We start from the raw sequence: 20,019 nt of genomic DNA on the forward strand, positions 1-20,019 counted from the left end.
CACGACCGACGACCACCACCTCCCCCACGACTCCGGCACCACCTCCGACATCCGGCACCACCCACGACGCAAGGAGAGACACCCATGGCTCAGAGACAGTCGATCTTCGGCCGCATCGCGCAGCTCGCGAAGGCCAACATCAACGCGCTCCTCGACCAGGCCGAGGACCCGCAGAAGATGCTCGCCCAGATGGTCCGCGACTACACCGACAGCATCCGCGACGCCGAGGCGGCGATCGCCACCACGATCGGCAACCTGCGCCTGCTCGAGGACGACTACCGCGAGGACGTGCAGAACGCCCAGGAGTGGGGCGGCAAGGCCCTCGCCGCGAGCCGCAAGGCCGACGAGCTGCGCACCGGCGGGAGCGCCGGCGACGCCGACAAGTTCGACGCGCTGGCCAAGGTCGCTCTGCAGCGCCAGATCCAGTCCGAGAAGGAGGCGAAGGACGCCGAGCCGACCATCGCCTCGCAGACCGAGGTCGTCGACAAGCTCAAGTCGGGCCTGAACCAGATGCGCGAGAAGCTGCAGCAGCTCTCGAGCAAGCGCGACGAGCTGATCGCACGCTCGAAGACCGTCGAGGCGCAGAGCCAGGTCCAGGACGCCGTGAAGAGCATCGACCTGATGGACCCGACGAGCGAGGTGAGCCGTTTCGAGCAGAAGATCCGCCGCGAGGAGGCGCGCGTCCGTGGCGCGGAGGAGCTCGCCTCCTCGAGCCTGGACGCGCAGTTCGAGTCGCTCGAGGACCTCGGTGAGATGACCGAGGTGGAGGCGCGCCTCGCCGCGCTCAAGTCCGGCCGCCCGCAGGACTCGATCGGCTCCTGAGCCCGTGCGCCTCCGGCGGTCCTGCCGGAGGCGCACTCCCCCTTCCCGACACGCGCGGAGCGAAGGCTGGCAATCGCCATGGTGCGGTGCCGCCGCCGTCCCCGTAGTGTTCACACCAGGTTGCCCTTGACCCCGGTCGCCCTGATGCCGCGTCCGGCCCCTACCGACGCGGTGAACCATGAGCGGACCGCCCCCGTCGGGATCGCTCGCCGAGAGACCGTCGACGCCGACGGTCACCACGAAGAGCGAGGCGCCGATGAGCACCCCCACCACCACGTCCGTCACCGGAGGCGCCCCCCGCGTCGTCCGCACCCGCCCCCGCGCCGACGGCCGCGTCAACCCGACGACCGAGTACTCCGGTCTCCTCAGCACGGTCCGCGACGCGGGGCTCCTCCGCCGCCGCACCGGCTTCTACTACACGATGTTCGGCGCGCTGGTCCTCGCGCTCGGCGGCATCGTCACCGGCTTCGTCCTGCTGGGCGACTCCTGGTTCCAGCTCCTGCTCGCCGCCGCCCTCGGCATCGTGCTGACGCAGTTCGCCTTCCTCGCCCACGAGGCCTCGCACCGCCAGGTGTTCGAGTCCGGCAGGGCCAACGACGTCGCCGGGCGCACCCTCGCGAACCTCTTCGTCGGCATCAGCTACTCCTGGTGGATGACCAAGCACAGCCGCCACCACGCGAACCCGAACGTGCTGGGCAAGGACCCGGACATCGAGCGCGACGTCGTCTCCTTCACCGCCGAGGACGCGGCCCGCTCGCGCGGCCTCTACGCCTGGCTCACCCGCCGCCAGGGCTACGCGTTCTTCCCGCTCCTGCTGCTCGAGGGCCTCAACCTGCACCTGCACGGCTTCCGCACCGTGTTCGGCAAGGGCAAGGTCGACAAGCGCTGGGTCGAGATCACCATGCTCGTCACCCGCGTCGGCCTCTACCTCGCCGTCGTCTTCTGGGCCCTCCCCCTCGGCATGGCGTTCGCCTTCGTCGGCGTGCAGCTGGGCGTCTTCGGCCTCTACATGGGCGCCTCGTTCGCGCCGAACCACAAGGGCATGCCGCTGCTGCCGAAGGAGGCGCGCGTCGACTTCCTCCGCCGCCAGGTCCTCACCTCGCGCAGCATCCGCAGCACCTGGTTCACCGACCTCTACATGGGCGGCCTCAACTACCAGGTGGAGCACCACCTCTTCCCGAACATGCCCCGCCCGGCGCTGCGCCGTGCGCAGGTCATCGCCAAGGAGTACTGCACCACCCACCAGATCCCCTACACCGAGACCTCGTTGATGGAGTCGTACGCGATCGTCGTCCGCTACCTCAACAAGGTCGGCCTGTCGGCCGGCGGCGACCCGTTCGACTGCCCCGCCGCCTCCGCCTACGGACGCTGAGCACTCCCCCTTCGGAGGCCCCTCGCACCTTCCCGGTGCGGGGGGCCTCCGTCGTTCGCGGGAGCGCAAGGGGGTGCCCCCGCGGGCGGTGGAGTCGTAGCGTCGGGACATGAGCAGCTCCGACTACGACATCGAGCCCACCCCCACCGACACGACCGACGGCACCGACACGACCGACGGCGCGCGCACGCCCGACCCCGCCACCGAGACCGGCACCTCCGCGGGCCTCGACGAGGTCGGCGGCGCGGCCTCCCCCCTGGCCGACGGCGTCGGCGCCGACGGCGAGGAGCAGAACCCCCCGCTGCCCGACTGGGGCCCCACCGACGGCGTCCACGGCACCGACGCCGAGACCGACGCCTCGGGCACCGAGCAGCACTGACACGGCTCCGCGAGGGACCTCCCCGGCCGGTCGGCGAACGTTCCGACCGCGTTCCGAGGAGGTCCCTCCGTGTTCGCCGGAGGGTCGGCCGGCGCTCGGTCGGCGCGCCCTACACTGGCGAAATGCAGCCGACCGAACGCGCCCTCCGCGTGATCTCCTACAACCTCCGGGAGCACCGAGCGCACGCCGAGATCGCCCCCCTCGCCGCCCGCCACGACATCGACGTGCTGTGCCTGCAGGAGTGCGACACCACGAAGCTGCCGCAGGAGGTGGGCTCGCTCCGGCTCGCGTCCGTCACAGCCCGCAACCGCCTGGGCCTGGCCGTCTACTACTCGCAGGACCGCTTCGAACTCTCCGGCAGCGCCGCGTTCGAGCTCAGCAAGTCCATGCACGACCGCGTGCTGTCCCCCGCTCACGAGCGCCTGCTGGCCGTCCGCCTCGACGACCGCGACGGCGGATCGATCGCCGTCTCCTCCTTCCACGCCGCCCCGCTCTCGGCCGGCAACGCCCTGCGCCGCAAGCAGATCGACGAGGCGCTGAACCGGCTGCGCGAGTACGCGCCGGACACCCCCTCCCTGATGGTCGGCGACTACAACTACCCGTGGTTCTTCCGCGGACTCGACCGCCGGATGACCCGGAACGGCTACCTGGTCTCGCGGAGCGACTCCCCCACCTACGCGCGCTACCGCTACTTCAGCGGCCACTTCGACTTCGCGATCAGCGACTCCGTGCGGATCGAGCGGGTCTCCACGCTGCCCCAGGGCGTCTCGGACCATCTCCCGGTGATGGTCGACGCGCACTACGGCGTCCCCGCCGCGTGAGCGCGGGGCCCACTGGCCCGCACGGTCGGTAGGCTCAGGGGGTGACGACCCTGATCCTCGCCCGGCACGGAGAGACTGTCTGGCACTCCGAGAACCGCTTCGCGGGCTCCTCCGACATCGCGCTGACCCCCCGGGGCCAGGACCAGGCGGCGACTCTGGCCGCCTGGGCCGTCGACGCCGACCTCGAGGCGGTGTACTCCTCCACCCTGGTCCGGGCCGTGCGCACCGCCGTGCCCGCCGCGCGGGCGGCCCACCTCGAGCTGCAGCCCGACCCGGCGCTGGTCGAGGTCGACTTCGGCCGCGGTGAGGGGCTGACCACCGACGAGATGGAGAAGCGCTTCCCGGACGAGTACCACGCGTGGGTCGCGGCGCCGGCCATCCAGCCGATGCCCGGCGGCGAGTCCGGCCTCGACGCCGTCGCCCGCGCGAACACCTCACTCGCGCGCATCCACCGCGAGCACCCCGACGGCCGGGTGCTCGTCGTCGCGCACGGCACGCTCATCCGCCTCCTGCTGTGCGCCTACCTCGGCATCAACCCGGAGACGTACCGGCACACCTTCCCGGTGGTCGACAACGTCTCGCTGACCACGTTGCGCTGGGACGCGACCGGCGTCGGCCTGCTCGGCTACAACGTCCCGCCCGTCCAGACGCAGCGGCGCTCCAGCTGAGCGCAACGGCCGCTCCGGAGCGGCGCCCGGCGAGCGCGGGCTCGATCGGCCTGGTGCTCGGGTCTGTCGCGAGCGTGCAGCTGGGCGCGTCCTTCGCCGTGCTGCTCTTCCCCGCCGCGGGGCCGATCGGCACCGTCACGCTCCGGCTGGTGTTCTCAGCCGTCGTGCTGCTCCTGGTCTGCCGTCCGCGGCTGCGCGGCCACAGCCGGAGCGACTGGGCCACTGTCGCCGCCTACGGTCTCGCCCTCGGCGGGATGAACGCCTGCTACTACGAGGCCATCGCCCGGATCCCGCAGGGCGCCGCCGTCACCCTCGAGGTGCTCGGGCCGCTGACGCTCTCGGTGATCGCCGGGAGGAGCGTGCTGAGCCTGGTCTGGGCGGTGCTCGCGCTGGCCGGGGTGGTGACCCTGTCGCAGGGCGGTTTCTCGGCGCTGGACCCGGTCGGCGTCGGCTTCGCGCTGGGGGCCGCAGTGCTCTGGGCCGCGTACATCGTCTTCGCCGGCCGCACCGGCGGGCGGTTCCAGGGGATCGACGGGCTCGCGCTGGCGCTGGCGGCCGGCGCGATCGTGTCGCTGCCGTTCGGCCTCGCCTCCGCCGGACCCGCCCTGGTGGTGCCGCCGGTGCTGCTCCTCGGGCTCGCCGTGGCGGTGCTCTCCTCCGCGGTGCCCTACGCGCTGGAGCTGCTGGCGCTGCGGCGCCTGCGCTCCTCCACCTTCTCGATCCTGATGTCGCTCTCCCCCGGGGCGGCCGCGCTCTCGGGCTTCCTCGTGCTCGGCCAGCGCCTCAGCGCCGTCGAGGCCGTCGGGATCGCGCTCGTGGTCGCCGCGAGCATCGGGGCGGTGCGGACCGCGCGGACCTCCGCCTGAGCGGCGGTTCTTTTGTTAGGCTAACTATGTGCCATCGACCGAGACCCTGCAGACCGAGACCCCTCCGACCGACACCCCGCAGACCGATCTCCCGCTGACCTCCCTCGCGGGCGAGGTGCGGGCAGCGGTCGGCCGGCTCGGACGGCGGCTCCGGCAGGAGAAGGCCCAGCACGAGCTCAGCGATCCGCAGTTCAGCGTGCTCGCGCTCCTGCACCGCGAGGGCGCGAAGACCCTCGGCGAGCTGGCCGAGGCGGAGCGGGTCCGCCCGCCCTCGATGACCCGCACGGTCGGCTGCCTGGTCGACGAAGGACTCGCGGAGCGCCTGGCCGACCCCGCCGACGGCCGCGTCACCCGCATCCGCCCCACCGGGGCCGGCACCGCACTGGTGCTCGACGTGCGCCGCAGCCGCGACGCGTGGCTCGTGGCGCGCCTCGAGGAACTCCCTCCCGAGGACCTGCGCCTGCTCCACGACGCGGCGGCGGTCCTGCGCGCGGTGGCCGACCGATGAGCGCGATGTTCCGCTCCCTCGCCGTGCCGAACTACCGCATCTGGTTCGCGGGCGCGATGGTCTCGAACGTCGGCACCTGGATGCAGCGCACGGCCCAGGACTGGATCGTGATCAACGACCTGACCGACCACGACGCGACGGCGCTCGGCGTGACCATGGCGCTGCAGTTCGGACCGCAGCTCGTGATGGTCCCCTTCTCCGGCTTCATCGCCGACCGCTTCGACCGGCGGAAGCTCCTGATGGCCACCCAGGGCGCGATGGGCGCGCTCGGGCTCGGCCTGGGACTCATCGTCGTGACCGGGATCGTCCAGCTCTGGATGGTCTACCTCTTCGCCCTGCTCCTCGGCTTCGCCGCGGCGATCGACGCGCCCGTGCGCCAGACGTTCGTCTCGGCGCTGGTCGAGGAGCGCGACCTCACCAACGCCGTCTCGCTGAACTCGGCCTCCTTCAACTCGGCGCGGATGATCGGACCGGCCCTCGCGGGCGTGCTCATCGCCGCGGTCGGCTCCGGCTGGGTCTTCCTCCTCAACGCCGCGAGCTTCCTCGCCGTCCTGCTCTCGCTGCGCGCACTCCACCGCGACCAGCTCCGCAGCGCCCCGCGCGCCACGCGCGGCCCGGGTGCGCTGCTGGAGGGGTTCCGCTACGTGTCGAAGCGGCCGGACATCCTCGTGGTGCTCGCGATCGTGTTCCTGATCGGCACCTTCGGCCTGAACTTCCCGATCTTCGCCTCGACGATGGCGACGGTCGAGTTCGACATGGGGGCGAGCGAGTTCGGCCTCCTCTCCTCCGCGATCGCCGTCGGCTCGGTGCTGGGGGCGCTCCTCTCGGCTCGCCGCGACCGCCCGAGGCTCCGGCTCATCGTCGGCGCCTCCGCGGCGTTCGGCGTCGCGCTCGCGCTGGCCGGCGTCATGCCGACGGTCTGGGCGTTCGCGATCCTGCTCCCCTTCGTCGGCATCGCGGCGCAGACGCTGATGACCTCGGCCAACGGCTACGTGCAGCTCTCGACCGCCCCCGAGATGCGGGGCCGGGTCATGGCGCTGTACATGGCCATCTTCGTCGGCGGCACCCCGATCGGCGCACCGCTGATCGGCTGGGTCGCGAACGCCTACGGTCCGCGCCAGGCGATGCTGGTCGGCGCCGCCTCCGGGATCGCGGCGGCCGCCATCGGACTCGCCTTCCACCTCCGCCTGCGCCGCGCCGCCCGGCTCGCGGCCCCCGGACCGGAGGCTCTGCCCGCCACCGGCGGAGTCCCCCTGCTGCGCCCGCGCGCCTAGGCTCCGTCGGCCGGTCCGCACGCCGGGCGGATCCGCGGACCGCCCACTCGACGGGTCGCCCCCGACGCGGGGCGCGACCGCCGCCCGCCCTCAGGCCTCGCGGGTGATCTCGACGCGGACGAAGAGCTTCGACGAGCGGGGCCCGGCGAACACCCCGCCCAGCGGCGCGATGTCGTTGTAGTCGCGGCCGCGGCCGACGGTGACGTGGCGGCCGCCGATCCCGATCAGGTTCGTCGGGTCGTAGCCGCGCCCCGCTCCTCCGCAGAACCACTCGACCCAGGCGTGCGACTCCCCCACCACGGTCTCGCCGATCTCGGCGTGCGGCTTGGGGTGCAGGTAGCCCGAGACGTAGCGCGCCGGGATGCCCACCGAGCGCAGCGCCCCGAGGACGATGTGCGTGATGTCCTGGCAGACGCCCTCGCGCGCGGTCCACGACTCCGTCGCGGTGGAGTGCACGCCGGTGACGCCCTGCCGGTAGGTCATCGCCCGGCCGATCGTCTCGGCGATCGTGAGCGCGGCCTCGCACGGTCCGGCCGCCTCGTCCGCGAGCGAGCGCGCCATCGCCGAGAGGCCCTCCGGCGGCGCGGTGCGGGGGGTCCGCTTCGACTGCTCCACGTACTCGGTGCGCGTCTCGACCTGCTCGGACAGCTGATCCCACCCGGTCGGCTGGTCGGGGTGCTGCTCCGGCCGGCTCTCGACGAGCGAGGTCGCCGTCAGCGAGAGCTCGCGGTGGGCGTCGAGCACGTCGAACGACGAGACGCGGGTGCCCCAGTAGTCGGTGTAGGCGTGCACCGAGGTCACCGGCCGGATGTCGAGGTTCGAGAACAGCACCAGCTGCCCGTCCGAGGAGGCGGGGAGCATCCGCGCCTCGTTGTAGGACGCGACCACGTCCCCCGCGTAGGTGAAGCCCGTGGTGTGCCTGATGCGCAGCCTGCTCACAGCGCCTCCCCGATCCAGCTCGGCATGACGTTGGTGGGGAAGTACCGCTGGCGGATCGCCTCGGAAGCGGCCGAGGTCGCCTCCTGCACGCTGTCCATGTGCCGCGGCAGGTCCTCGAGGATGTCGGTGATCGGCCGGAACTCCAGCTCGCTGCGGATCCGCCCGAGGACGCGCTGCGCGTCGCCGGAGTGGCCGATGCGGCCGGTGCGCGGCTCGATGTCGCGCATGCACGCCTCCGCCCGCGAGACCGAGAAGAGGATCGAGCGCGGGAACAGCCGGTCCAGGAGGAGGAACTCGGCCGCGTTCCGCGCGCTCGGCACGCCCCGGTAGGTGCGCAGGTACGCCTCGTAGGCGCCGCAGGAGCGGAGGATCGTGGTCCAGGAGGGGCCGCTCGCCTCGGTCAGCGAGCGGGTGGCGAGCAGGCGGGCGGTCATGTCGGCGCGCTCGATCGAGCGGCCGAGCGTGAAGAACTGCCAGGCCTCGTCGCGCGAGGTCGCCGACTCGATGATGCCGACGGCGAGGGCGGAGCGCTCCCTCACCCAGCTGAAGAACTCCGACACCCGCTCGCCCGAGACGCGGCGCGGCATCCGGGTGCGCGTGGTGTTGAGGCACTCCCAGAGCTCGGTCGAGACGATCTCGCGCGCCCGGCGGGCGTTCTCGCGGGCCGCGCCGAGCGAGTAGGCGATCGAGGCGGGGTTCGTGCGGTCGATCGCGAGGATCGCCAGCACGTCGGCGCGGGTGATCTCGCGCATGTCGTCGGGCGGGGTCGAGCCCATCACCGACAGGAGCGAGCGGCAGGCCGTGTCCTCGTCGATCCACGGGTCCTCGAGCAGGAGCTGGAGGTGGACGTCGAGGATGCGGGCGGTGCCGTCGGACCGCTCGATGTAGCGGCCGATCCAGAACAGCGACTCGGCGATCCGGGAGAGCATCAGTCGTCCTCCCCCGCCGCGAGCGTCTGCTGCTGCTGCTGGTCCTGGTCGGTGTTCGGTGCGTCCTGCGGCGAGTGGTCGGGCGTGTGGTTGAGCGGGTAGACGATCGGGATTGAGCTGGTGACAGCGGCCTGCTCGGCGACGAGCGCCTGGATGTCGCGCGCCTCGGGCTCGGCGCTGCGCGCCTCCTCGAGGCCGACCACCCAGGTGTCCTTCGATCCGCCGCCCTGCGACGAGTTGACGACGAGCTGCCCCTCCGGGAGCGCGACGCGGGTCAGGCCGCCGGGCAGCACCCAGACGTCGGTGCCGTCGTTCACGGCGAAGGGCCGCAGGTCGGCGTGCCGGGGACGCATCCCGTCGTCGACGAGGGTGGGGATGGTGGAGAGCTGCACGACCGGCTGCGCGATCCAGCCGCGCGGGTCGGCCTGGAGGCGGGAGCGCAGCTCCGCGAGCCCCTTCCCCGAGGAGGCCGACCCCACGACCAGGCCCTGGCCGCCGGAGCCGTCGACCGGCTTACCGACGAGCTCGTCGAGGCGGTCGAGCACCTCCTCGAGCGCTCCCGGGTCCTCGAGCCGCCACGTGTCGACGTTCTTGATCACCGGCTCCTCCGAGAGGTAGTAGCGGATGAGGTCGGGCAGGTAGGTGTAGACGAGCTTGTCGTCGGCGACGCCGTTGCCGACCGCGTTGGCGATCGTGACGTTCCCGAGCCGGGCCGCGAGCATCAGCCCGGGCGAGCCGAGCATCGAGTCGGCGCGGAACTGCAGCGGATCGAGGAACTCGTCGTCCACGCGGCGGTAGATCACGTCGACCCGGGTCGGGCCGGAGGTGGTGCGCATGAACACCTTGCCGCCCGTGCAGAACAGGTCGCGGCCCTCGACCAGCTCCACGCCCATGAGGCGGGCGAGGAGGGTGTGCTCGAAGTAGGCGGAGTTGTAGACGCCCGGGGTGAGCACGACCACGGTCGGGTCGTCGACGCCCTCGGGGGCGGAGGCGCGGAGGGCCTGCAGCAGCTTGTTCGGGTAGTCGCCGACCGGGCGCACCCGCATCGAGACGAACAGCTCGGGCAGCGTCTGCGCCATCACCCGGCGGTTCGAGATGACGTAGGAGACGCCGGAGGGCACGCGGACGTTGTCCTCGAGGACCCGCCAGCCGCCCTTCTCATCGCGGATCAGGTCGATCCCGGACACCTGGATCCGCACGCCGTTCGCGGGGACGATGCCCGCGGCCTGCCGGTGGAAGTGGCTGGAGCTCGAGATGAGCCCGGCGGGGATGACGCCGTCGGCCACGGCGTTCTGCGGGCCGTAGACGTCGGCGAGGAACGCCTCGAGAGCACGGACCCGCTGCTTGATGCCGGTCTGCACCTCGTTCCACTCGGCGCGCTCGATCACCCGGGGGACGGCGTCGAGCGGGAACGGCCGCTCCTCCCCCGCGAAGTCGAAGGTGACGCCCTGCGCGAGGTAGGAGGAGGCGAGCGCGTCGGTGCGGCCGCGCAGCTCCTCCTGGGTCATCCGCGCGAGCGAGGAGTAGATGTCGCGATAGGCGCCGCGGACCCCGTCGGGGCCTCCGGTCGACGCCACGTCGGCGAACATCTCGTCCCAGGGGGTGGCGCCCGTGTCGGGCCGCTCGACCTTCTGGGACCCGTATCCGTCGAAGAGGTCACCCATGGCACGACTCTAGTGCGGGGCGTATTGCGGGGATGTTTCGGGCGGCCGCGGGGCGAGCGGGGCGGGTCGGCGACGTCCGGGCACGGCACCGGCGCCGTCCTCCGACAGGCCGGCGGAGGCCCGGGGATCCACGGGAATAGATCCGGCCGCACGTGGTTGAATGAGGATGTACATGCAAACGCATGGACCAGGCCCCACCGGGCCGGAGGACAGAAGGAGCGCCTGATGCAGTTCGGCATCTTCACGGTCAGCGACATCACGACCGACCCCACGACCGGACGGACCCCGTCCGAGTCCGAGAAGATCCAGGCGACCCTCGCGATCGCGCTGAAGGCGGAGGAGATCGGCCTCGACGTCTTCGCCCTGGGCGAGCACCACAATCCGCCGTTCTGGTCCTCCTCCCCCACCACCACGCTCGGCTACCTCGCGGCGAAGACCGAGAGGATCACGCTCTCCACCGCGATGGCCCTCATCACCACGAACGACCCCGTGAAGCTCGCCGAGGACTACGCGATGCTCCAGCACCTCGCCGGCGGCCGCGTCGACCTCATGCTCGGCCGCGGCAACACCGGCCCCGTCTACCCGTGGTTCGGCAAGGACATCCGCCGCGGCATCGAGCTGACGATCGAGAACTACGACCTGCTGCACCGCCTGTGGACCGAGGACTTCGTCGACTGGGAGGGCCAGTTCCGCACTCCCCTCCAGGGCTTCCAGTCGACCCCGCGCCCCCTCGACGGTGTCGCGCCGTTCGTGTGGCACGGATCGATCCGCTCCCCGCAGATCGCCGAGCAGGCCGCCTACTACGGCGACGGCTTCTTCGCGAACCACATCTTCTGGCCCGCCTCGCACACCCAGAAGATGGTGCAGCTCTACCGCCAGCGCTTCGAGCACTACGGCCACGGGACCGCCGATCAGGCGATCGTCGGGCTCGGCGGGCAGATCTTCCTGGCGAAGAACTCGCAGGACGCGGTCTCGCAGTTCCGCCCCTACTTCGACAACGCCCCCGTCTACGGCCACGGCCCCTCGCTCGAGGACTTCACGGAGCAGACCCCGCTCACCGTCGGCTCCCCGCAGCAGATCATCGACCGCACTCTCGGCTTCCGCGAGTACGTCGGCGACTACCAGCGCCAGCTCTTCCTGATGGACCACGCGGGACTCCCGCTGAAGACCGTCCTGGAGCAGATGGACATGCTCGGCGAGATCCTCCCCGCTCTCCGCGCCGGCTTCGCCGAGGGCCGCCCCGCGCACGTGCCCGACGCCCCCACCCATGCCTCCCTCGTGGCCGCGCGCGACGCGCAGCCCGCGGCCGAGCCCGTCACCGTCTAGTCAGGAGCTCTCCATGGACACCCGCAGGATCACCGTCCTCTCGGCCGGCCTCAGCCAGCCGTCCTCGACCCGGCTGCTCGCCGACCGCCTGGCCGACGCCGCCGAGTCCTCCCTCACCGAGCAGGGCTTCGCCGTCGAGCGGAGCGTCGTGGAGCTGCGCGACCTCGCGCACGACGTCACGAACAACCTCCTCACCGGCTTCGCGAGCCCCGCTCTGCAGACCGCGCTCGACGCGGTCGCCGGCGCCGACGGCCTGATCGCCGTGACGCCGATCTTCACCACCAGCTACAGCGGGCTCTTCAAGTCGTTCGTCGACGTGCTCGACACGGAGGCGCTGCGCGGCCTGCCCGTGCTGCTGGCGGCCACGGGCGGGTCCCCCCGCCACTCCCTGGCCGTCGACTACGCGATGCGCCCGCTCTTCACCTACCTGCACGCGGCGCCCCTCGCGACCACCGTGTTCGCGGCGACGGACGACTGGGGCGGCGCGACCGAGGACGGACGGGCGCTGCCCTCGCGCATCGAGCGCGCCGGACGCGAGCTGGCCGATCAAGCCGCCCGCTCCTCCCGCTCGGGCTCCACGCCCGACCCGTGGGCGCTCGACGGCTCGTTCGAGGGGATGCTCGGCCGCCGCGGCTGAACGCCCGCCGCGCGGATCGGCCGCTCCTCTCATGGATCGGCCGATCCGTCCAGCCGCGATTCCCGCGGCCCTGCCGGAATAGCCTGCCCCCGGGAGCCTGCCGCTGGCCCCCGGAAGGAGGCCGTCATGGGCCTGACCAGCAAGGGGCTCCCCGCGGGGGCTCTCGACCTCTCGCAGCTCGGACGCGCGGTCCTCGACCGCCGCCGCTTCCTCGGAGCGCTCGGCGTCGCCGCCTCCGTCCCGGCCCTCTCCGCCTGCGGCTTCGCCCCCGCGGGCCCCGCGGCGAGCGCCGGCCGCGACACCCTCACCTTCACCACCTGGGGCACCGACGCCGAGCTGGCCGGCTTCCAGCGCGCGATCGACGCGTTCCAGACGGCGAACGCCGGCGCCACCGTGACCCTCAACGCGGTCCCGTACGAGCAGATGTTCACCAACATCGACGCGCAGCTGCAGGCGGGCAACCCGCCGGACGTCTTCCGGGTCCCGTACTACACGTTCGGCAGCTACGCCGGCCGCGACCAGCTCCTGGACCTGTCGGGCTTCCTCGACTCCGACGTCGCCGAGCGGTTCACCGATCCGGCCTGGGCCGCGGTGCAGAGCGGCGGGAGCCCCTTCGGCGTCCCCCACCACACCGACACCTCGCTGATCCTCTACAACACCCAGGTGCTGGCCGACGCGGGCGTCACCTCCTTCCCCTCCTCGCCCGAGGAGGCGTGGACCTGGGAGGAGTTCACCGAGGTCGGGCGGAAGCTGCGCGCCTCGCTCCCCGCCGAGCGCTACCCCTTCGCCTACAACTGGCAGGGCAACGGCGTCACGCGCTGGCTGAGCCTGCTGTTCCAGGCCGACGGCCGCTTCCTCACCGAGGACCTGTCCGGGCCCGCGATCGACTCCGCCGCCGGCCGCGCCGCGATCGACTTCAGCCGCAGCTTCTTCACCGACGGCCTCGTGCCGCCGAGCAGCTCCGTGCAGGCGACCACCTACGCCAGCGACCTCTGGTACTCGCAGACCACCGCGATGACCTTCGCCGGCGCGTTCCTCATCCCCGACGCCGACTCCACCCTCGACTTCGAGTGGGGCGCCACCTACTCCCCGCGCAACGTGCGCGGAGGCGGCGACTTCGGCGGCAACGCCCTCGTCGCGACCAAGGCCGCGAAGAACCCGGAGCTGGCCGCCTCCTTCCTCGCGTTCGTGACGGAGGAGGAGGCGATGCGCGACTTCTGCGCCGGCGCCTCGCTCCTCCCCACTCGCCGCGACCTCACGGAGTCGGGCATCGAGTTCGCCGTGCGCCCCGAGCTCGCCGAGGTGTTCCTCGGCCAGGCGGGCACCGTCCAGGCGTCCGACTCGGCGCAGGTCGCCTCGCCCGACATGGCCGCGATCATCACGGTGCTCAAGGAGCAGCTGGAGCAGGCCTTCGTCGGCGGGCGCAGCACCGAGGACACCATCGCCGGCCTCACCTCCGGCATCGCGGCCGCGACGCAGTGAGCCGGTCGGTCCTCGCGCCGGAGGCGGTGACCGCCCGCCCCCGGCGCACCTCCCGCGCCCCCGCCCGCGAGACGGCGGCCGCCTACGCGTTCCTCGCGCCGAACCTGCTGATGCTCGGCCTGTTCGTGTTCGTCCCCCTGGGCGGCGCGTTCCTGATCGGCTTCCAGCGCACGAACGGCTTCGGCGACGGCGTCTTCGTCGGGCTCGACAACTACGCGCGGCTGCTCGGCGACGGCCTCTTCTGGCGCTCGACGCTGAACACGGCGTTGTTCACCCTGATCGTGACCCCGCTCTCGATGGCGCTGGGCCTCGGCGCGGCGGTGCTGATGAACTCGGTGCTGCCCGCGCGTCCGGTGTTCCGCAGCATCCTCATCCTGCCGATGGCGGTCTCCGGCGTGGCGACGGCGCTGATGGGCGTGCTGATCTTCGACGAGAACAGCGGCGTGCTCGACGGCATGCTCCAGACGATCGGCCTCCCCCGCATCGCCTGGCAGTCCGGCGGAGCGGCCGCCTTCGCCTCCGTGGTGCTCGTCACCCTGTGGTGGCGCACCGGCTTCAACATGCTGATCTACCTGGCGGGGCTGCAGGGGGTGAACCCGGCGCTCTACGAGGCGGCCCGGCTCGACGGAGCGAACGCGTGGCAGCAGTTCCGCCACGTGACGCTGCCGCTGGTCGGCCCGTCGTCGTTCTTCCTGCTCATCCTCAACGTCATCTACTCGTTCCAGGTGTTCGACATCGTCTTCGTGCTCACCGGCGGCGGACCCCAGAACGCGACCTCGGTGCTCGTGACCTACGCCTACGACACCGGGTTCGTCACCCGCGACCAGGGCTACGCCGCGGCCATCGGCATCGTGCTGCTGATACTGACCATGATCTTCACCGCGGTGCAGTGGCGCACCAACCGCTCGAGGGACCTCGTCGAATGATCCGCACGTCGCGCACCTCGCGCCTGCTCCGCCTCGCCCTCGCCCTCGCCGTCTCGGTGGTCATCGTCTTCCCGCTGTACTGGATGGTCGTCGTCGCGTTCTCCTCGCGGTCCGAGCTGCTCGGCGGCACCCTCCGCCTCTGGCCGCGCGAGCTGACGCTGGTGAACTTCGAGCGCGTGTTCTCGTCGTTCCCCGTGGCGACCTGGTTCGGCAACTCCCTCGCGATCAGCCTGGTCACCGCGCTGATCACCGTGACGATCAACCTGCTCGGCGGCTACGCCTTCGCGCAGCTGCGGTTCCGCGGATCCGGAGTGCTCTTCCTCCTGGCCCTGTCGACGCTCACCCTGCCCGTGCAGGTGATCATGGTGGCGCTGTTCCGGCTCGTCACCGACCTCGGCCTCTACGGAAGCTACTGGGCGGTGATCCTGCCGACGGCGGCATCGGCGTTCGGGCTGTTCCTGGCGCGGCAGTTCATCCTCGCGATCCCGCGGGACCTGATCGAGGCGGCCCGGATCGACGGCGCCGGGCACTTCCGCGTGTTCACGGCCATCGTCCTCCCCCTCTCGAAGCCGCTCATCGCCGTGCTCTTCTTCATGTCGCTGCTCGGCTCCTGGAACGACTTCGCCTGGCCGCTCATCGCCCTGAAGGAGAACGCGCTGTTCACGCTCCCGATCGGGCTGCTCTTCCTCCAGGGGCAGTTCGGCAGCGACTACGGAGCGACCATGGCGTTCGCCCTGGTGAACGTCGTGCCGATGGTGGTGCTGTTCCTGGTGTTCCAGCGCTACTTCGTGCAGGGCTTCGCGCGCAGCGGCCTCCGCTGACCCCGCGGCGGGGGGTGCGGATCGGTGCGCTGAGCGGCCATTCGTCCCCCCGTCCGGGGCCGGGAGTGTCAATCCCCCCGTTCCGCCGACCCGGCCGGCGCCGCCCCGCGGTACCGTCGTCGCAGGCGCCCACCTCGTGCGCTCCGGAGCGCACCGTTCGAGCGGAAGGCGGGATCGCCATGAGTACCGTCGCCGCGAACGCCGCCCAGCAGAAGGTGGCCGGCCGCTACTACCTGATCGAGCGCATCGGCTCCGGCGGGATGGGCTCGGTCTACCGGGCCCGCGACGAGACCGTGCAGCGCGAGGTCGCCGTGAAGGTGTTCCGCGCGGAGGCCTCGAACCCCGAGGACGTGGCCCGCCAGGAGCGCGAAGTGCGGATGCTGAGCTCCTTCGCCCACCCGGGCATCGTCAACCTCTTCGACGCGGGGCTGCACAACTTCGGCGGCGAGGTCCGCCGCTACGTCGTGATGGAGCTCGTCGCCGACCCCACGATGGAGGCGCGGCTCGAGTCCGGCCCCCTCCCGGCGGCGGAGGTCGCGGCGATCGGCACGCAGCTCGCCGAGGCCCTCGCCTACCTGCACGAGCGCGGCGTCGTGCACCGCGACGTGAAGCCCGCGAACATCCTGGTCAGCGAGGTCGCCTCCAGCGGCTACACCCGCACCGCCAAGCTCACCGACTTCGGCGTGGCCCACTTCATGGACGGCTCCCGCCTCACCAGCGACGGCGTCGTGATCGGCACCGCGAGCTTCGTCAGCCCGGAGCAGGTCGCGGGCGAGCCGATCAGCGGAGCGAGCGACGTCTTCTCCCTCGGCCTGGTCCTCCTCGAGGCGATCACCGGTCACCGCGAGTACTCGGGCACCGTCCTCGAGGCGGCCATCGCCCGCCTCCACCGCAGCCCCTCCGTGCCCGACACCCTGCCGGCGGAGTGGCGGGCGCTGCTGACCTCGATGACGCAGCGGGACCCGGAGAAGCGGCCGACCGCCGACGAGGTCGCGCACCGGCTCCGCGGCGGGATGACGACGGGCACGGCGGCGGCCGCGCCGACCGCCTCGGACTCGCGCGCGGCACGGATCCGGCGCTCCGTGATCATCGGCTCGAGCGTGGTCGGCGTCGGCGCGATCGCGGCGCTGTCGTGGATGCTCGGAGCGCTCGCCGGTCGCTGACCGACCGGGCGCGGGGCCCTAGGCCTCGCCGGGGAACGCGGGACGGAGCACGATCCGCGTCCAGGCGCCCACGTAGATCCGATCGCCCTCCTCGACCTCGCGGCGCTGACCGGCGGCGATCGGCGACTGCGGGAGCGCAGCCCCGGCCGGGGCGAGGTACGTGCCGTTCGCCGACTGCAGATCCTCGACCCACCAGCGGTAGCCGTCGGTGCTCAGCTGGCAGTGGCGCCGCGAGACACCGGAGTCGGAGCCGCAGTCCACCTGCGGCGAGACGCCGCGGGAGACGGACGGGCGGCCGACGAGCAGGGTGCGCTCGCGGAGGACGACGGTCGCGGGCGGGCCGGGCGAGGGCATGGGGTCGTCGGCGCGCTGCTCGGCGTACCACTCCGGGTCGACCCAGAGCTCGGCGATCCACGGGCGGTCCGGGTCCGCGGAGGCGGCGGCGGGGCGGGCGGAGCCGGTGGCCGGCGCGGACGCGGCCTCCTCCTCCGACACTGAGGCCTCGGGTGCCGCGTCGGGGGCTGCGGCCTCGGGTGCAGGGGCCTCCGGGATCACCTCGGTCGGCGGAGCGGCGGGCGGCGCGGTCGCGACGGGGGTGTCGAAGCCGGCCTCCTGCTCCGGGACCAGCTCGGTCGGAGCCGCGGGATCGGCCTGCGGCGCGGGCGCCTCGCCCAGGTGCTGGGCCGGGTCCCCCGACGGCGTCGCGGAGCCGCCGACCTCGCCCGGAGCGCGGACGGCGCCGGAGGAGGTGAACGGATCGGCCTCGGGGAGGGAGCCGGTCGTGAAGTCGTAGCCGCAGTTCTCGCAGAACAGGGCGCCGGGCTCGTTCGGGAACGAGCAGTGCGGGCAGACCGAGGGGCCGGTCGGGATCGCGGTGGTCGGTGCGGCGGGAGCGGGCGACGGGGCCGCAGCGGCACCGATGGGCGCTCCGCAGACGTCGCAGTAGTCGCCGGACTGCGAGGTGTGCCCCTCGGGGCAGCGGAAGCTCACTTGCGCACCCGCGTGGTCTTGGTCGACGCGGTGTCCAGCGCCATCTCGTCGAGGCGGTCCACGCCGCGCTTGAGCCGCACGGTGCCCTCGTTCGGGTTGTCGATCTCGACGACCTTCCGCAGCTTCGCGGTCGCCTCGTCGTTCCCGGTGACGGAAGCGAGCTGCACCGCCCGCCCGAGCTTGACCGTGGCGGTCGCCTCGTCGCCCCGCGCCTTGGCCGCGAGCCCGTCCTGGATCGCGGAGGCGAGCTCGGTCTGGCCGGTGTAGTGGGCGACGGCGGGGTCGATGCGGGCGGTCAGGGCGGAGTCGTCCGTCCAGCGCGCCTTCACCAGGGCGGAGGCGACCACCTCGTCGCGCACGCTGAGCTGCACCCGCGCGGCGAGCTGCTCCGAGCCGACCGGCTTCGACGCGACCCGGACCGCCACGTGGTACTCCCGCGACTCGTCGCCCCAGGCGCCGGTCGGGTAGACGCCGGTGAGCGGGTTCACGGCGTTCCGCCGGGAGCTGAGGTCCTCGAGGTTCGGCGCGACCTGGCGGACGAAGAGCAGCTGCGCGCCCTGCGGAGTCCAGACGCGGAGCTCGCCGTTGGCGACTCCCCGGCCCATCGACGCCCGCATCAGCGACTCGAAGTCGGCCGCCATGTCGGCCGGGTTCGCGATCAGGCCCACGGTGCCCAGCAGGGCGCTCGCGATGGTGCGCGCCTCCTCGACGATCCAGCGGGAGCCGACGCCGCGCACGTCGCACTGGAAGTCGCCCGACGCCGCGCGGATCGCCGCGTCCAGCTGCATCCGCGACTCGTGCTCGTTCTTGCCGTCGGTGAGGATGATCGCGTGCCTCTGCGTCGCCTCCGCCACGGTCGCGAACAGCTGGCGGGCGAGGGTCAGCCAGGTGCCCATCGCGGTGCCGCCGTCGGCCTGGAGGTAGCCGATCGCCTCCTTCGCCGCGGCCCGCGCCCCCGGCTCCATCCGCACCATCGAGACGGTGGCATTGGGGTAGGGGAAGGCGCGGTCGGCGCGCTCGGATCCGGCCACGACGGCGAAGAAGGTGCCGTCCAGGATCTGGTCGACGGCCACGGCGGCGGCGCGCTTCGCGGCCGTCATGTTCTCGCCGGTCATCGATCCGGAGCAGTCGACGATGATGATCTCGGCCGCGGCCCCGTCGGACCCGGCGACCCCCGTGCCGGACGCGGTCACCGTGACGATGGCGTGCACGTCGGTGGCGCCGCCCGAGAGGAACTCGTTCTGGAAAACACTCGCGCTGAACTCCGCCATTCCGGCAGTTTACGGGGACGCCCGGCCCGAGCGGCCCTCCATCGCCGAGGATCGGCCGGGCATCGCGGCCCGACGCCTGCACGACAGCTGTCGGGGCGGGCGGAGGCGGGTCGAGCGCCGACGGAGCGCCCCCGTCAAGCCCGCCGCGACCGCACGCCGCCGATGCCAGGGTGGAGCCGTGCCTCCCTGGACCCTCGCCCTCGCCAGCGGCGCCATCGGCGGCGCCACCCTCCTGATCGGCGCCGCGCTCGCCTGGTTCGTGCGCGTGCCCCCGAAGCTCACCGCCGCGATCTCCGCCTTCGGAGCAGGGGTGCTGATCTCGGCGCTCGCCTACGAGCTCGTGCAGGAGGCGGCGGACGACGGAGGACTGCTCCCGACGATCCTCGGCACGCTCGCGGGAGCCGTCGTCTTCGTCGGCGCGGACGCGCTGCTCACCCGCGCCGGCGCGGGGAACCGCAAGAGCGCGAAGGGGTCGGGCGGAGGAGGAGGCGCGGCCATCGCGGCCGGCGCCCTGATCGACGGGGTCCCCGAATCGATCGTGCTCGGCCTCTCGGTCGCCCAGGGCGGAGCGGGAGCGGCGATCAGCGTGCCCATCGTCGCCGCGGTCGCGATCTCGAACCTCCCCGAGGGACTGTCCTCGACGGTCGGCATGAAAGCCGACGGCCGCTCCGCCCGCTACGTCTTCACCGTCTGGGGCGGGATCGCCGCGATCTCGGCCGCCGCAGCGCTGGTCGGCTTCCTGGTCTTCGCCGCCGCACCGGGCGCGGTCGTGGCCTTCGTGACGACCGTCGCCGCCGGCGCGATCCTCGCCATGATCTCGAACACGATGATCCCCGAGGCGTTCGACCGCGACGACGTGCTCACCGGGCTGTATGCGGTGCTCGGGTTCGTGACGGCGTTCGCCTTGCACAGTGCTGGTTAGGACGCCGCTCCCCGCGCGGCGTCCCGCAGTCGGCTCCAGCGCATGGCCGGGTCCCGAGGAGCGGGATGCGCACGGCGACGCGGATCCGCTGGAACGCGGATCCCCGGATACGCCTCGCGACGCGGATCCGCTGGTTAGGACGCCGCTCCCCGCGCGGCGTCCCGCAGTCGGCTCGAGCGCATGGCCGGGTCCCGAGGAGCGGGTCGCGCACGGCGACGCGGATCCGCTGGAACGCGGAT

The 20,019-nt window shown here is 72.5% G+C and carries 20 protein-coding genes; 15 read left to right on the plus strand and 5 right to left on the minus strand.

The annotated features are described in order from the left end of the window. Positions 1-84: 84 nt before the first annotated feature. From C5C82_RS04210 to C5C82_RS04245, 8 genes are all read left to right on the plus strand, one after another. The gene (locus C5C82_RS04210; protein WP_104354661.1) at positions 85-822 is read left to right on the plus strand and encodes a PspA/IM30 family protein; all 738 of its coding nucleotides are present in this window, start codon (positions 85-87) and stop codon (positions 820-822) included. 256 nt (positions 823-1,078) lie between these two features. Continuing rightward, entirely contained in the window at positions 1,079-2,194 is a 1,116-nt protein-coding gene (locus C5C82_RS04215) for an acyl-CoA desaturase (RefSeq protein ID WP_104261457.1), read from the plus strand. 109 nt (positions 2,195-2,303) lie between these two features. After that, the gene (locus tag C5C82_RS04220) at positions 2,304-2,573 is read left to right on the plus strand and encodes a hypothetical protein (protein WP_104226203.1); all 270 of its coding nucleotides are present in this window, start codon (positions 2,304-2,306) and stop codon (positions 2,571-2,573) included. A 122-nt stretch (positions 2,574-2,695) separates the two neighbouring features. Further along, positions 2,696-3,394, plus strand: coding sequence for an endonuclease/exonuclease/phosphatase family protein (locus tag C5C82_RS04225; protein WP_104354662.1), 699 nt, complete (start codon positions 2,696-2,698; stop codon positions 3,392-3,394). 41 nt (positions 3,395-3,435) lie between these two features. Continuing rightward, positions 3,436-4,062: a histidine phosphatase family protein gene (locus C5C82_RS04230; RefSeq protein ID WP_104223854.1), complete on the plus strand. Its 627-nt coding sequence runs from the start codon at positions 3,436-3,438 to the stop codon at positions 4,060-4,062. 53 nt (positions 4,063-4,115) lie between these two features. Further along, entirely contained in the window at positions 4,116-4,928 is an 813-nt protein-coding gene (locus C5C82_RS04235; protein ID WP_244229480.1) for a DMT family transporter, read from the plus strand. Positions 4,929-4,956: 28 nt separating this feature from the next. Then, positions 4,957-5,436 carry a MarR family winged helix-turn-helix transcriptional regulator gene (locus C5C82_RS04240; RefSeq protein WP_258062951.1) on the plus strand — a complete coding sequence of 160 codons (480 nt, stop codon included), beginning with the start codon at positions 4,957-4,959 and terminating at the stop codon, positions 5,434-5,436. After that, positions 5,433-6,710 (plus strand): MFS transporter, encoded by a 1,278-nt coding sequence (locus C5C82_RS04245; protein WP_104296076.1) that lies wholly within the window; start codon positions 5,433-5,435, stop codon positions 6,708-6,710. The genes C5C82_RS04240 and C5C82_RS04245 overlap by 4 nt, the downstream gene beginning before the upstream one ends. A gap of 90 nt (positions 6,711-6,800) precedes the next feature. Here the strand turns inward: C5C82_RS04245 and C5C82_RS04250 are convergent, their stop codons facing one another. Genes C5C82_RS04250 through C5C82_RS04260 form a run of 3 tightly spaced genes read right to left on the minus strand, consistent with a single transcriptional unit; the run spans position 6,801 to position 10,242 of the window. After that, positions 6,801-7,649 (minus strand): transglutaminase family protein, encoded by an 849-nt coding sequence (locus tag C5C82_RS04250; protein WP_104354663.1) that lies wholly within the window; start codon positions 7,647-7,649, stop codon positions 6,801-6,803. Continuing rightward, complete coding sequence (locus tag C5C82_RS04255; protein ID WP_104223851.1) at positions 7,646-8,578, minus strand: alpha-E domain-containing protein; 933 nt, start codon at positions 8,576-8,578, stop codon at positions 7,646-7,648. The genes C5C82_RS04250 and C5C82_RS04255 overlap by 4 nt, the downstream gene beginning before the upstream one ends. Further along, complete coding sequence (locus C5C82_RS04260) at positions 8,578-10,242, minus strand: circularly permuted type 2 ATP-grasp protein (protein ID WP_104354664.1); 1,665 nt, start codon at positions 10,240-10,242, stop codon at positions 8,578-8,580. The genes C5C82_RS04255 and C5C82_RS04260 overlap by 1 nt, the downstream gene beginning before the upstream one ends. A 225-nt stretch (positions 10,243-10,467) precedes the next feature. On the opposite strand from C5C82_RS04260, the gene C5C82_RS04265 reads away from it, so the two are divergent. From C5C82_RS04265 to C5C82_RS04290, 6 genes are all read left to right on the plus strand, one after another. Then, positions 10,468-11,568, plus strand: coding sequence for an LLM class flavin-dependent oxidoreductase (locus C5C82_RS04265; protein ID WP_104226200.1), 1,101 nt, complete (start codon positions 10,468-10,470; stop codon positions 11,566-11,568). Between the two features lie 13 nt (positions 11,569-11,581). Continuing rightward, the gene (locus C5C82_RS04270; RefSeq protein WP_104249848.1) at positions 11,582-12,205 is read left to right on the plus strand and encodes an FMN reductase; all 624 of its coding nucleotides are present in this window, start codon (positions 11,582-11,584) and stop codon (positions 12,203-12,205) included. Positions 12,206-12,331: 126 nt separating this feature from the next. Then, complete coding sequence (locus tag C5C82_RS04275) at positions 12,332-13,687, plus strand: sugar ABC transporter substrate-binding protein (protein WP_104354665.1); 1,356 nt, start codon at positions 12,332-12,334, stop codon at positions 13,685-13,687. Positions 13,688-13,713: 26 nt separating this feature from the next. Further along, the gene (locus C5C82_RS04280; protein ID WP_244229482.1) at positions 13,714-14,613 is read left to right on the plus strand and encodes a carbohydrate ABC transporter permease; all 900 of its coding nucleotides are present in this window, start codon (positions 13,714-13,716) and stop codon (positions 14,611-14,613) included. Further along, on the plus strand, positions 14,610-15,434 hold the full coding sequence (locus C5C82_RS04285; protein ID WP_104233145.1) for a carbohydrate ABC transporter permease: 825 nt from the start codon (positions 14,610-14,612) through the stop codon (positions 15,432-15,434). The genes C5C82_RS04280 and C5C82_RS04285 overlap by 4 nt, the downstream gene beginning before the upstream one ends. A 179-nt stretch (positions 15,435-15,613) precedes the next feature. Beyond that, complete coding sequence (locus C5C82_RS04290) at positions 15,614-16,597, plus strand: serine/threonine-protein kinase (protein ID WP_104295296.1); 984 nt, start codon at positions 15,614-15,616, stop codon at positions 16,595-16,597. Positions 16,598-16,615: 18 nt separating this feature from the next. Here C5C82_RS04290 and C5C82_RS04295 read toward each other — a convergent pair whose 3' ends face one another. Both C5C82_RS04295 and C5C82_RS04300 read right to left on the minus strand, forming a co-directional pair. Continuing rightward, positions 16,616-17,587: an FHA domain-containing protein gene (locus tag C5C82_RS04295; protein ID WP_104354666.1), complete on the minus strand. Its 972-nt coding sequence runs from the start codon at positions 17,585-17,587 to the stop codon at positions 16,616-16,618. After that, positions 17,584-18,858: a VWA domain-containing protein gene (locus C5C82_RS04300; protein ID WP_104354667.1), complete on the minus strand. Its 1,275-nt coding sequence runs from the start codon at positions 18,856-18,858 to the stop codon at positions 17,584-17,586. Before C5C82_RS04300 ends, C5C82_RS04295 begins: the two co-directional genes overlap by 4 nt. A gap of 178 nt (positions 18,859-19,036) precedes the next feature. Here C5C82_RS04300 and C5C82_RS04305 point away from each other — a divergent pair, with 178 nt between their 5' ends. Beyond that, entirely contained in the window at positions 19,037-19,780 is a 744-nt protein-coding gene (locus C5C82_RS04305; protein WP_104233141.1) for a ZIP family metal transporter, read from the plus strand. Positions 19,781-20,019 lie beyond the last annotated feature (239 nt).

This window comes from Rathayibacter sp. AY1D5 (genome assembly GCF_002932515.1).
Lineage (GTDB): Bacteria > Actinomycetota > Actinomycetes > Actinomycetales > Microbacteriaceae > Rathayibacter.